The organism is Bacillus subtilis subsp. subtilis str. 168 (assembly GCF_000009045.1).
GTDB classification, from domain to species: Bacteria; Bacillota; Bacilli; order Bacillales; family Bacillaceae; genus Bacillus; species Bacillus subtilis.
Genome location: NC_000964.3, coordinates 2,705,273 through 2,716,928, shown reverse-complemented (window position 1 = coordinate 2,716,928; position 11,656 = coordinate 2,705,273). Strand labels below are relative to the sequence as shown.

General features: G+C 37.3%; 15 protein-coding genes, 2 pseudogenes and 2 other annotated features. Of the genes and pseudogenes, 14 read left to right on the top strand and 3 right to left on the bottom strand.

Going from position 1 to position 11,656, the window contains the following annotated elements:
- Positions 1 to 72: 72 nt before the first annotated feature.
- From bltR to yrkL, 14 genes and pseudogenes are all read left to right on the top strand, one after another.
- Positions 73 to 894, top strand: a complete 822-nt coding sequence (bltR, locus tag BSU_26580) for a transcriptional regulator (polyamine metabolism) (RefSeq protein NP_390535.1) — start codon at positions 73 to 75, stop codon at positions 892 to 894.
- Positions 895 to 1,063: 169 nt separating this feature from the next.
- A complete protein-coding gene (yrkB, locus tag BSU_26570; protein ID NP_390534.1) occupies positions 1,064 to 1,210 on the top strand; it encodes a hypothetical protein in 147 nt (48 codons plus the stop codon).
- A 32-nt stretch (positions 1,211 to 1,242) separates the two neighbouring features.
- The gene (locus BSU_26569) at positions 1,243 to 1,419 is read left to right on the top strand and encodes a hypothetical protein (protein ID YP_009513984.1); all 177 of its coding nucleotides are present in this window, start codon (positions 1,243 to 1,245) and stop codon (positions 1,417 to 1,419) included.
- A 16-nt stretch (positions 1,420 to 1,435) separates the two neighbouring features.
- Positions 1,436 to 1,996: a putative enzyme; cupin family gene (yrkC, locus tag BSU_26560; RefSeq protein NP_390533.1), complete on the top strand. Its 561-nt coding sequence runs from the start codon at positions 1,436 to 1,438 to the stop codon at positions 1,994 to 1,996.
- Positions 1,997 to 2,123: 127 nt separating this feature from the next.
- Positions 2,124 to 2,339, top strand: a sequence feature (Evidence 5: Unknown function).
- Positions 2,124 to 2,339, top strand: a pseudogene (yrzN, locus tag BSU_26559). (Overlaps the previous feature by 216 nt.)
- A gap of 41 nt (positions 2,340 to 2,380) precedes the next feature.
- Positions 2,381 to 2,698: a sequence feature (Evidence 5: Unknown function), on the top strand.
- Positions 2,381 to 2,698, top strand: a pseudogene (yrzM, locus tag BSU_26558). It overlaps the preceding feature by 318 nt.
- Before the next feature lie 90 nt (positions 2,699 to 2,788).
- Positions 2,789 to 2,980 (top strand): putative metal-sensitive transcriptional regulator involved in sulfur metabolism, encoded by a 192-nt coding sequence (yrkD, locus tag BSU_26550; protein ID NP_390532.1) that lies wholly within the window; start codon positions 2,789 to 2,791, stop codon positions 2,978 to 2,980.
- Positions 2,981 to 3,126: 146 nt separating this feature from the next.
- Positions 3,127 to 3,609, top strand: coding sequence for a putative protein involved in sulfur metabolism (DsrE-like) (gene yrkE / locus BSU_26540; protein ID NP_390531.1), 483 nt, complete (start codon positions 3,127 to 3,129; stop codon positions 3,607 to 3,609).
- Positions 3,610 to 3,794: 185 nt separating this feature from the next.
- Positions 3,795 to 4,352, top strand: a complete 558-nt coding sequence (yrkF, locus tag BSU_26530) for a putative rhodanese-related sulfur transferase (RefSeq protein NP_390530.1) — start codon at positions 3,795 to 3,797, stop codon at positions 4,350 to 4,352.
- A 334-nt stretch (positions 4,353 to 4,686) separates the two neighbouring features.
- Positions 4,687 to 5,820: a putative sulfur transferase / hydrolase gene (gene yrkH, locus BSU_26510; protein ID NP_390528.2), complete on the top strand. Its 1,134-nt coding sequence runs from the start codon at positions 4,687 to 4,689 to the stop codon at positions 5,818 to 5,820.
- 33 nt (positions 5,821 to 5,853) lie between these two features.
- Entirely contained in the window at positions 5,854 to 6,081 is a 228-nt protein-coding gene (gene yrkI / locus BSU_26500; protein ID NP_390527.1) for a putative sulfur-carrier protein, read from the top strand.
- Between the two features lie 60 nt (positions 6,082 to 6,141).
- Positions 6,142 to 6,927, top strand: a complete 786-nt coding sequence (yrkJ, locus tag BSU_26490; RefSeq protein ID NP_390526.1) for a putative permease — start codon at positions 6,142 to 6,144, stop codon at positions 6,925 to 6,927.
- Between the two features lie 582 nt (positions 6,928 to 7,509).
- On the top strand, positions 7,510 to 7,986 hold the full coding sequence (yrkK, locus tag BSU_26480) for a putative integral inner membrane protein (protein NP_390525.2): 477 nt from the start codon (positions 7,510 to 7,512) through the stop codon (positions 7,984 to 7,986).
- Between the two features lie 243 nt (positions 7,987 to 8,229).
- Positions 8,230 to 8,754, top strand: coding sequence for a putative NAD(P)H oxidoreductase (yrkL, locus tag BSU_26470; protein ID NP_390524.2), 525 nt, complete (start codon positions 8,230 to 8,232; stop codon positions 8,752 to 8,754).
- Positions 8,755 to 9,244: 490 nt separating this feature from the next.
- Here yrkL and yrkN read toward each other — a convergent pair whose 3' ends face one another.
- The 3 genes from yrkN to yrkO form a co-directional block, all read right to left on the bottom strand.
- Complete coding sequence (gene yrkN, locus BSU_26450) at positions 9,245 to 9,802, bottom strand: putative N-acetyltransferase (RefSeq protein NP_390522.1); 558 nt, start codon at positions 9,800 to 9,802, stop codon at positions 9,245 to 9,247.
- Positions 9,803 to 10,146: 344 nt separating this feature from the next.
- Positions 10,147 to 10,395 carry a hypothetical protein gene (locus tag BSU_26449; protein ID YP_009513983.1) on the bottom strand — a complete coding sequence of 83 codons (249 nt, stop codon included), beginning with the start codon at positions 10,393 to 10,395 and terminating at the stop codon, positions 10,147 to 10,149.
- Positions 10,314 to 11,531: a putative integral inner membrane protein gene (gene yrkO, locus BSU_26440; RefSeq protein NP_390521.1), complete on the bottom strand. Its 1,218-nt coding sequence runs from the start codon at positions 11,529 to 11,531 to the stop codon at positions 10,314 to 10,316. The genes BSU_26449 and yrkO overlap by 82 nt, the downstream gene beginning before the upstream one ends.
- Between the last annotated feature and the right edge of the window lie 125 nt (positions 11,532 to 11,656).

Here is an 11,656-nt window from a genome sequence, read left to right as displayed (position 1 = left end):
TTCGCTTGAAGCTTTTTTCAAGTACAATCAAATCATAAGGTATATGGTTACCGTATAGTCAAGGAGGTTTTTATGAGCGAAGATGTTAAGAAGTATTTCACAACAGGGGAGTTTTCGAAGCTCTGCCGTGTAAAAAAACAAACTTTATTTCATTATGATGAGATTGGTCTTTTCTCGCCGGAAATAAAAAAAGAAAATGGGTATAGATATTATTCCTATCATCAATTTGAGACTTTTCAAGTCATCAGTCTATTTAAAGAGCTTGGGGTTCCATTAAAAGAAATAAAGTGTCTAATAAAAGGAAAAACACCAGACAAGATCCTGCATGTTCTAAAAGAAAAGTCTATTGAGATTGATAAAAAAATAAATGAGCTTAAGCAGTTGCAAACGATCTTACAAACAAAAGTGACGCTTACAGAACAAGCACTTGAGACTGATTTTTCCTCAATTTCTTTTGAATATTTAAATGAAGAAACATTCATGTTAAGCCGAAAAACATTAAACTTACCAGAACGAAAATATGTGGCAGCCATTTCAGAACTCATTCATGAAGTTCAGCAATATGAATTAGATGAAGGATATCCGATAGGCGGAATCTTTGCACGGGAACAAATCTTAGAAAAAGACTTCTACAATTACAGTTACTTTTATATAAAAGTAAAAGATGGGGCAGAGAACATAAATTATCATGTACGGCCAAAAGGCCTGTATGCAGTTGGATATGAAATAGGCGGAAATACTGAAGAGGCGTACCGGAGAATCATTGAGTTCATTGAAAGAAATGGAATGCAAATAGGGGAAAATGCATATGAGGAATATATGCTGGATGAGATGGTAGTTGACGGGTATGAAAATACATATGCAAAAATCCTCCTTCAAGTTAAAGAGGTGTAAAATTACGAGATTTTCATATGGAAAATTGTTTCTGTTGTGTGCCCAAAAAGAATATAAACTGGTTTACTAAAAGCGAGCCCACATACAGGAGACGGTACAAACGGCACTGGGAACCGCAAGTCTATCGGCGTTGAAATATGCTATAACGATTCAGGAGGGGATAAATTCTATGCTGCTGAAAAACTGGCCATCAAGGCGCATCCAAAGAGATAAATCTAAAAGAGCTGGGATAGGGGGGACAAACAACAGAATTCCGTATACTCTGTTGTTGTGCTATGTAAATGTTCAAAAGCCATTTAGGATCGTCGACCTTTGATAATCCATCATATAAAGGTGTCATTCGATGTCTTGTTAACAAAGGCTAGTGAAATTCAACATCTAGAAAACGATTACAAGGTCGGTGATAAATTATTCATCCATGAATCAAACGGTGATCGAACATTCATTTTTGTGTTTAATATGAGTTTTCTTGATTTAGCACACTCCCTTAATAAATGCATAGGATACTATCACAAAAATTTATAATTGCGGGGATCAAAAAATGTACTATAACCCTTTTTCGCCTCAATGTTATTATTATGTGACTGTGCCGATGTATAATGATGGAAGATCTGTTTATTGGACTATTCCAAATGAGATGGAGAAAGTACACAGAGGTGCCGATTTGCGCTCTTCATATGAAGATAGAAACCTTCTTTTGAAGGATTATGGACCAAAACCATTTGTTGTAAATATCAATAGAGCCACAAAACAAAACAATACGTTCCGTACTGCTTTATGGACAGGAAAGCATTTTCAAGTTACTTTGATGAGTCTTGGTATTGGAGAAGACATTGGTTTGGAAATCCATCCTAACGTTGACCAGTTCTTACGGATTGAGCAGGGGCGTGGGATCGTCAAAATGGGAAAGAGCAAAGATCATTTGAACTTTCAAAGAAATGTCTATGATGATTCTGCCATTGTTGTCCCTGCCGGCACTTGGCACAACGTAATTAATACAGGAAATACGCCATTAAAACTTTACTCCATTTATGCTCCTCCTAACCATCCATTTGGTACAGTTCATGAAACCAAAGCAGATGCAGTGGCTGCGGAAGATTAGCACAGATATTCTGGAGAATTCTAGAATAATTAAAGTCACATCCAGCATGAAACATGGGGAACCAGTACCATGCTAATGAAACCCCATTTAATATCCAAGCAGCGTGTCTTGTGCTAATTTTAAGTAATTGATAAATAAAGCCGATTTAAAATTAAATCGGCTTATTGCTTTATTCGAGTTCCTTTTAGCAGAATTGGCATTATCGAATGTAAGTATTTTTTCAATCCGCGGATATCGAAATGAATCTATCAGCTCAAAGAAAGTAACTTTCACACTTGACTATATACCTATGGGGGTATATTATTGTTTTGTGAATAAACAAAGAGTTAATAAGGTGGTGTAAATAGTATCAATTATTTAGTTATTGCATTCCTGCTTATTTTTGTGATTATCATTGCAACGTATAGACGTTATTATCCTATAACCGGAATCTCTTGTATCCATAAAGATAAATTAGAGGCTATGGACATCACAATATTAGATATTCGTCATTATAACGATGTAGCCAATTTTTCGGATAATATTATTTTAAACATCCCATATGCGTATCTAAAACGTTTTTATTTAGAGATTCCACGTGATAAAATACACATAATAGCTCGTGACCGGGTGGAATTAAATTTAGGAGTGCGTTTTCTAAAGCGCAAAGGTATCCATGTAAACAGTTATGAACTGGCAACATGTAAATGTAAAAATAAATGAAAGAAAGGATTTCATTGATATATGGAGTATGATCAAAAGATTAAAAACCGCTTACGACGGATTGAAGGACAAATTAAAGGTGTATTGACTATGATGGAACAAGGAAAAGATTGTAGAGAGGTTGTGACCCAATTAGCAGCTTCCCGTAATGCGATCGATCGAGCGATGGGTTTAATTGTGAGCACAAACCTTGAACATTGTGTTCGTGAAAGTTTAGAAAAAGGCGAAGACACACAAAATTTAGTAAAAGAAGCAGTCGACTTATTGGTAAAGAGCCGATAAAAATTCATCAACCTAAGGTTGACGAATTTTTATATGCGTTATATTATACCCCCTATGGTATTTAAAGAGTTGAATAAAAGCAGATCTTTCGAAAAAATTTTTTGACTTTAATATACCCGCAGGGGTAATTAGTTAGGAGAATAAACATGACAGAACAAACAAAACGCACAACAATTGTTTTATTTAGCGGGGATTATGATAAAGCAATGGCAGCCTATATTATTGCAAATGGTGCAGCTGCCTACGATCATGAAGTGACGATCTTCCATACTTTTTGGGGATTTAACGCTTTACGTAAAGAAGAGCTGATTCCAGTGAAAAAAGGATTTCTTGAAAAAATGTTTGGAAAGATGATGCCTCGTGGTGCTGATAAGATGGGTTTATCTAAAATGAACTTTGCAGGTATGGGCCCTAAAATGATTAAAAATGTGATGAAAAAGCATAATGTACTTACTTTACCTCAGTTGATTGAGATGGCTCAAGAACAGGGGGTAAAGCTCGTAGCTTGTACGATGACAATGGATCTTCTTGGTTTACAGGAAAAAGAACTATTAGATGATATTGACTATGCTGGTGTAGCAGCTTATTTGGCAGATGCTGAGGAAGGCAGTGTCAACTTATTTATCTAATGTTACTCATTTACTCATTGCTAAGCGGAATGAGAAGTTTAAAGGCAAGTAAAAATATTGAAGAAACAAGGATTTAAAAACATCACAAATATAAAAGGGGGTATGAATACATGGTGTTAACTTACAGTGAGAAACTTTTTGTATATTTGTATACCCCCACCCCTATATAAGAAAAGGAGGAAAAAATGATGAAAGCAACTATTGTACTAGACGCTAAAGGTTTGGCGTGTCCAATGCCTATCGTAAAAACGAAGAAGAGAATGAAGGATTTAAAAGCTGGTGAAGTATTGGAAATTCATGCGACAGATAAAGGTTCTACAGCAGATCTGGAAGCATGGGCAAAAAGTACAGGCCATGAATATCTGGGTACTGAAGCAGAGGGAGAAATACTTCGTCATTTTCTTCGAAAAGGAGGAGAGCATTCATCAGAAAATGCATCTTCAATTCCTGAGATTTCATTAGAAGCTTTCAAACAGAAAGTAGATAGTGACGAGTCTCTTAACATTTTAGATGTTCGAGAGATAGAGGAATATGAAAAAGCTCATATCCCAGGAGTTGTGCATATCCCTCTTGGTGAAGTGGAAAAGCGCGCTAACGAATTAAACGAAAATGATGAAATTTATATTATCTGCCATTCGGGAAGAAGGAGTGAAATGGCGGCCCGCACCATGAAAAAACAAGGTTTTAAAAAGGTTATTAATGTTGTCCCGGGTATGCGGGATTGGACAGGTAAAACCGAATAAATAAAAAGCATGATGAACAGATGAGTACAAGAGTAGCGATTATTGCGGCAAATAGCGGTCTGTTTGATGCTTATAAAGTCTGTAATATTGCGACAAGGAAAAGAGCATGTCGCAGAAGGTTGTAGGAACGCAAATGTGCCTTCTATTCTTAACTGATTGAAATGGGAGTTGCATGATTTGGTTGTCAAATAACGATGGACGTTATGGGTTTAACAAAAGATGATTTTATGGAAGGAATCGAAGTAGGCGGGGCTGTTACCTTTTTTGGTTTTACGAAAGATGCTGATGTATCCTTAACGTTTTAGTCCCGCTAAAAGATTTGATATAGGAGGTATTGAAACATGACCGTAAAGGCAATGACCCCAAAAGAAGTGACAAAAAAATCTTTAACAAAGAACCTTTATTTATTTTGGATGTGCGTAATGAAAATGATTTTAGTGATTGGAAGATAGAAGGGCATGACTTTGACCATTTGAATGTTCCTTATTTTGATCTTTTAGATGGCGTAGAAGATATCTTGGAGAAAATTCCTTCTGATAAAGAAGTGCTGGTCGTTTGCGCAAAAGAAGGTTCATCCGTCATGGTATCCGAAATGCTTTCTGAAGCAGGTCATTCTGTATCCTACCTTAAGGGTGGAATGAAAGCATGGAGCGAACATTTAGAGCCGGTAAAAGTCGGGGATTTAAAAGATGGCGGTGAGATGTATCAGTTTGTTCGAATCGGTAAAGGCTGCTTGTCATACATGGTCATTTCCAATGGTGAAGCAGCAATTATTGATGCGACACGTATGGTGAATTTCTTTATAGATTTTGCGAAGGGGAAGGGTGCAACGATTACTCACGTATTTGATACACATCTTCACGCGGACCATATTTCAGGCGGCAGAGTCATTGCTGAAAAAACAAAAGCAACCTACTGGTTACCGCCTAAAGATGCTGAAGAAGTGGAATTCGATTATCAGCCGTTGGAAGAAGGAAATGACATTATTATTGGAAATACAACGATTAAAATTCAACCGATTTATTCTCCGGGGCACACGATTGGCTCCACTTCTTTCATTGTCGATGACCAGTATCTTCTTTCAGGTGATATCTTGTTTATTGATTCAATCGGCAGACCAGACTTAGCCGGTATGGCAGAAGATTGGGTAGGAGATTTAAGAAAAACGCTTTATAGCCGTTACAAAGCGTTATCAAAGGATTTAATTGTATTACCGGCACACTTTATGATCATTGACGAGCTAAATGAGAATGGAAGTGTTGGTAAACAACTAAGTACATTATTTAGCGAGAACCATGGTTTGAACATTGCGGATGAAACAGAATTTAGACACCTAGTAACAGATCATTTGCCTCCGCAACCAAATGCATACCAAGAGATTCGAGAAACAAACATGGGGAAAATCAGCCCAGATGAAGAAAAACAGCGTGAAATGGAGATTGGCCCAAACCGCTGTGCAATACGGTAACACAAGTTTCTGCTAAAAAGAGGAGAGAAGAACATGAAATCAGATAAAGTATTAGACGCAAAAGGCTTGGCATGCCCAATGCCAATTGTCAGAACAAAAAAAGCGATGAATGAACTGGAATCAGGTCAAATATTAGAAGTGCATGCAACAGATAAGGGAGCCAAAAATGATCTTACAGCCTGGTCTAAATCAGGCGGACATGACCTTTTAGAGCAAACGGACGAGGGCGATATATTGAAATTTTGGATTCAAAAAGGCTAATGAATGTGAAAGGGTATCGAATAGAAAGATACCCTTTTCCTATGAAAGGAGGCAAATAAAATGGATATTGCCTTTATCACAACTCTTTTCATTATAGGGTTTATTGGTGCCTTTATTTCCGGAATGATTGGTATTGGCGGAGCAGTTATTAATTATCCAATGCTATTGTACATTCCTTCTTTAGTGGGAGTGATGTCATTAACTGCCCATGAAGTTTCAGGGATAGGGGCTATTCAAGTTTTTTTTGCGACACTCGGCGGTGTTTGGGCTTATCGTAAGAGTGGTCTTATAAATAAAACATTAATTATTTACATGGGAAGCAGCATCCTTTTAGGGAGTGTATTGGGGAGTTACTTTTCTCATTATATATCTGAAAAAGGAATTAACTTTATATACGGAATTCTGGCTATTATAGCAGTTATTTTAATGTTTATACCTAAAAAAGGACAGAAAGGACAAGAACATAGCGAAGATAAGGAAGTGATATTTAATAAATGGTTGGCTTCTTCCTTAGCGTTTATCATTGGTGGCGTATCAGGTATTTTAGGAGCTGGCGGCGCCTTTATCCTAGTCCCCATTATGTTATCGATTTTAAATATTCCTGTTAGAGTCACAGTCGCTTCATCTCTTGCGATTACATTTCTTTCATCCATTGGCGCAACAGTTGGAAAAGTAATCACGGGCCAGGTTCTTTTTGTACCAGCTCTGGTTCTTATGATTACTAGTTTAATAGCTTCTCCTATTGGCGCATCAGTTGGGCAAAAAGTAAATACAAAATTCCTGCAATGGGTTTTAGCGCAATTAATAGGTGCGACAGCTATTAAAATTTGGTTAGAGCTCCTTTGATATGAGCCAGCGGGTAAAATGAAAGATTAAAAGATTCATCACTCGTTGGTTTCTTATTAATGTTATGACACTTGGCCGCGTTCAATAAATGTTTCAAGTGTTTGATGAAATTCATTTTGATAATGGTGACTTGGACAAGTCTTGACTATAGTACCATGAAATGCATTTGACTTAGTGGTGTCCAGTGTTGTTTTGCATTAAGACAGCATACATAAAATAAAAGAGACCATAACTTAATCTTTGATCACCTTTTTTAAAACATTTTAATCCTGATTGGTTTAAGGGGTATGGTATGTGATGGGTATAATGAGTCAATATAAATTATGTCTATTTTGTGCCCAAAATAAATAGAGGGACTCGAACTAAAAAAGAGGATGCCAAACTATATAGGTATCTTTGTTTGCTTTAGAGTTATTATATTTGAATATGACATGCCACGTAACAACACGTTATTGCACATATAATTAAGAAGCAACTACTAAGGCAGATTCTTCTCTCTTTTAACACCATATCCAATCAGCCTCAAATGTAATATAATGTTGCCAAACCATATTGGTTGTGGCACCGAGGAGGAAATGATAGGTGGTTTATTTCGTAGCATTTTTTTGTTTTGCTATTACACTTCATAATATTGAGGAAGCTATTTGGTTACCTGAGTGGTCACAACAATCTTCAAAGTTTCAAAAGCCAGTAACTTCAAATGAATTTCATTTTGCTGTCATTGTTATAACTATGTTGGCTTATTTATCTGCATTTGGTTTTTTATATATGCCAGAATCAGATATTGCAAAATGGATTTTCATTGGCTTTCTAGGTTCTATGGTTATCAACGCTATTTTTCCACATCTTATCGCAACTGTTGTAATGAAAAAGTATGCACCTGGACTTCTTACGGGCTTATTGCTTAACATTCCAGTAAACTCATTAGTTATTTATCAAATGTTTTTAAAGAATTTGATTGTATGGAAGGAGTTAATAATATCTACGTTGGTTGTAGGAATTATTTTATTAGCACTTATTCCATTATTATTTAAAGTTGGTGATAAAGTATCTCCTTAATGAGTTTAAATTGGTAAGGATTGAGGGAAAAGGTAGAAATTTTCTAAATAATGGATTATTCTGTATATCGGATTTCTACAAAACAATGTCTTAAGTCATCATTGATTTTGGTGCCCAATTAGTTGCCCTGAATTCATGAAAAAGGATAAAATAGGTGTAAATAAAGTTGCTATTTTAAAATTAGAATCAATTCATTATCGTAAAAAATAATAACTAATTGGCAAAGAAAGGATAATCAGTCTAATGAAAACATTAGTTATCGTTATACATCCTAATTTGGAAACGTCTGTTGTCAACAAAACCTGGATGAATCGTTTAAAGCAAGAGAAAGACATTACGGTTCATGACCTGTACGGTGAATACCCTAATTTTATCATTGATGTAGAAAAAGAGCAGCAGCTCCTGTTAGATCATGAGCGTATCGTTTTTCAGTTCCCAATGTATTGGTACAGCAGTCCCGCGTTACTCAAACAATGGGAAGATGATGTGTTAACACATGGCTGGGCTTATGGAACTGGAGGAACTAAATTGCATGGAAAAGAACTACTCTTAGCTATCTCCTTAGGCGCACAGGAATCTGATTATCAAGCAGGCGGAGAATATAATATCACGATCAGCGAGCTTATCAGACCGTTTCAAGTCACTGCTAACTATATAGGAATGCGTTTTCTTCCTGCGTTTACACAATATGGGACACTTCATCTTTCAAAAGAAGATGTTAAGAACAGTGCGGAGAGATTGGTTGACTATCTTAAAGCCGAGCATTAATCCGGTATTCGCGAGGGAAGCTGAAACAAATGATGTGTTATGAAATAAGGGTTTGTGACAGATTTTCATAAACTTAATTTCAAAGTTACATCAAATACTTAATTCAGGGGGGGGCATAGTGCGAGGGCTTAAAATTAATTAAAGCAGGGCAATGAGTACGTATTTCTTAATGAAATGTAGAGTTCCTTGGCCTCTAATAGGTACCCGATTTGTGTCCAGAATTCTGAAAAATGATGAAAATAAGTATAAATAAAATAAACATATGCTTTGAATAAAAGCTTTTGTAACTCATGATATGTTTTTACTATGTTGAGGGACTAGTGGGCGTGGTATATGTCAGAAAAGAAACCGATGATTCAAAGGTGTTTTGACCCCTGTTTATGAGACAGGGATCAAAACACCTTTTAAACATCATTATTACCTTCCTCTGATAATGAAATATAAAAAAGTTACCAGCAACTCTCTGCGGCATCTCGCCGTGTTCAATTGTTTAGTCCTTTTTTTTCATAATCTTTACAAATCTGAAAAAGTCATCATCATTCAGTAGGGGCTTGTCATCTTCACGTCCATTGCGATGCATATGCGGATTAGAGTGATGTTCATTGTAGAACTCTACGATATGAAATCCACACTTATTCACATAGAAGTTGATATTTCGCTTTTCGAAATAAGGTGTCACGGTTTCCCAAAGCACAGTATCCGGATACTGTGCTTCAATGGCTTTCCAAGCAGAAAGACCAATCCCTTGGCTGTGATATTCTGGAGATACATAGAATAAATCTAGCGAATTATGATTTGTTTGGCTGTTGATACGTACTACTGCACCACCGACATTCTTACCATCCTGAAGAATATGATATACCACTGCTCCGGGAGCATTGAAAGACTCCTGAACATCATTGTCCGATGGAATCGGCCCATCTTCGCAATCACCGAACGTTTCAATCACGGCGATCGCAAAGGCTTCTTGTAATTTTTTTTGGAATTCTGGCAGATCAGATTCCTTTGCTAGTTCCAGAATAACTTTTGGTTCATTTTTAGTTTTCATGATTGTTCACTCCCTCAGTTGCTAAAATATAGAGTTCAGTCGTTCAGTAAAACATTCGAGCTGCTCTGCGAGGCCTTTTCACAAAAAAGTGATTCCATCGCTCTTTCTTCCGCGGTAAATTTGGCGTTAAAATACTTCAAAAGCTTTCTCCTGTCTTTTTGTATGATTCTTTTTCTTTGTTTCATTGGAAAACAAGCTGCATGTAACCCTAATTTACTATTGTTCACTACCGTATTAAGTGTCGTATGCGGGATTTGTCATCATTCTCGAATTTTTCCTGCGAAAAGTTACAAAAATAGTCGAATGAGGCGCCTTTGACTATGAACATGCGTAAAAGATTCAATTTAGATTCGATCATGAGCAATGCACATTGAGTAAACTCTGGTGGATTTATTAGCCCAAAGAAGCCTAAATGATATAAAAATAACTAGTCCATATATCAAATCTGTCCGTTTAATGCCCGCTTCATTCAACAACACTAATTTGAAGTCATGCAATCTGTGCAAGGGGGTTATTTCTGAATAGATTTTTCCGAATGCAGCGGAGTTGCTTTGGGACTCCCGTTTACTTTGCCGTACGTCAGCTTGCGCCATACTAATTCCATCGGACCGTACCTAAACCGTTTCAACCACAATGTACTAAAGCTCATAAGAACGAAGTACACGGCCAGACTGAACATGAACGTGCCGGCGGATTGAATATGATCCGCAAGCCCGAATCCGTACCTGAGGAACAGAACTGTTCCAATGATAGAGTGAAGCAGATAACAGGTCAATGACATCCGTCCGACTTTGGTGAATATCATCATAGGGCCTCGCAGCTGAGGAAGGTATAGAAACAGCATTGCAAAAGTGCTCATATAAAACATACTTCCGGTTAAGCCGCCATTTTGACCCAAGACAGAGGAAATGTCCTTCCACAGCATATTCTCAGAAAGATTAAACATGTCTAGTAATATACTGCTTTGTGTTATTAGAAAAGCGATTGTGCTAATGATCCAGATACGCTTCCATATAGGCTTTTTCGCTTCCATGTCTTTGAAAAATTCCATCTTAACAAAGTACACGCCCAGCAGAAACATGAGAAACATGGAATAGATCATAGAGAAAGAGCCGGCAGCCATCGTGACCATATCTGTCCACCGAGTGCTGATGGATTCCATGTAGGTAAGGCTGCTGTGGCTAAACAAAGTAAACTCTGAAAAATTCGGGTTTTTTGACCCTGCAGTATTGATGACATTGTACAACATTGTGAAAACAGGAGTCAGGAATTGAAACACGATAAGTGCGATAATCCATCTAAGCACCGTTTTGGCCGTGCGTTTATAGAAGGCGAGTAACAGGAAGCCACTTACGGCGTAAAAGGCCAATATGTCACCGACCCAAACAAATGTGATGTGCAAAATGCCAAATCCCAACAGGATAGATAACCTGCGGGCAAACAGCTTGTTGGGACTCTCTACCTTCTGCGCGGCTCGATCCATAAAGATCATAAACCCGACTCCGAACAGGAAGGAGAATAACGTAACGAATTTCCCTTCGGCAAACCAGGAAACCAGCTTATGCAGTACGTCATCGGAGGCCATTTCGAATCCCTTTACTGAATCTACGATCAGAAAATAATTGACAATAATAATGCCAAGCAAGGCAAATCCTCGTACGATGTCCAGAAAATGAACCCGTTCCCGCAGACTCACCGGTTGCCCGCGTCCTTCTTTTTGTACAATCATATCAATACTCCTTTCCCATTTATCACGGCAATGTGTAGTGCGGATCTGAAAAACTTGAGCCTTACAATGGATAAATATAAAGACCGAATCTTAACAATTTATGAAGAGTCATCATTTTTTTTAGA

What these genes read in the sequence shown, in the direction of transcription:
- bltR (NP_390535.1), top strand. Translation starts at nt 73, where the DNA reads ATGAGCGAAGATGTTAAGAAGTATTTCACAACAGGGGAGTTTTCGAAG.
- yrkB (NP_390534.1), top strand. Translation starts at nt 1,064, where the DNA reads ATGCTGCTGAAAAACTGGCCATCAAGGCGCATCCAAAGAGATAAATCT.
- yrkC (NP_390533.1), top strand. Translation starts at nt 1,436, where the DNA reads ATGTACTATAACCCTTTTTCGCCTCAATGTTATTATTATGTGACTGTG.
- yrkD (NP_390532.1), top strand. Translation starts at nt 2,789, where the DNA reads ATGATGGAACAAGGAAAAGATTGTAGAGAGGTTGTGACCCAATTAGCA.
- yrkE (NP_390531.1), top strand. Translation starts at nt 3,127, where the DNA reads ATGACAGAACAAACAAAACGCACAACAATTGTTTTATTTAGCGGGGAT.
- yrkF (NP_390530.1), top strand. Translation starts at nt 3,795, where the DNA reads ATGATGAAAGCAACTATTGTACTAGACGCTAAAGGTTTGGCGTGTCCA.
- yrkI (NP_390527.1), top strand. Translation starts at nt 5,854, where the DNA reads ATGAAATCAGATAAAGTATTAGACGCAAAAGGCTTGGCATGCCCAATG.
- yrkJ (NP_390526.1), top strand. Translation starts at nt 6,142, where the DNA reads ATGGATATTGCCTTTATCACAACTCTTTTCATTATAGGGTTTATTGGT.
- yrkL (NP_390524.2), top strand. Translation starts at nt 8,230, where the DNA reads ATGAAAACATTAGTTATCGTTATACATCCTAATTTGGAAACGTCTGTT.
- yrkN (NP_390522.1), bottom strand. Translation starts at nt 9,802, where the DNA reads ATGAAAACTAAAAATGAACCAAAAGTTATTCTGGAACTAGCAAAGGAA.
- BSU_26449 (YP_009513983.1), bottom strand. Translation starts at nt 10,395, where the DNA reads ATGGCGCAAGCTGACGTACGGCAAAGTAAACGGGAGTCCCAAAGCAAC.
- yrkO (NP_390521.1), bottom strand. Translation starts at nt 11,531, where the DNA reads ATGATTGTACAAAAAGAAGGACGCGGGCAACCGGTGAGTCTGCGGGAA.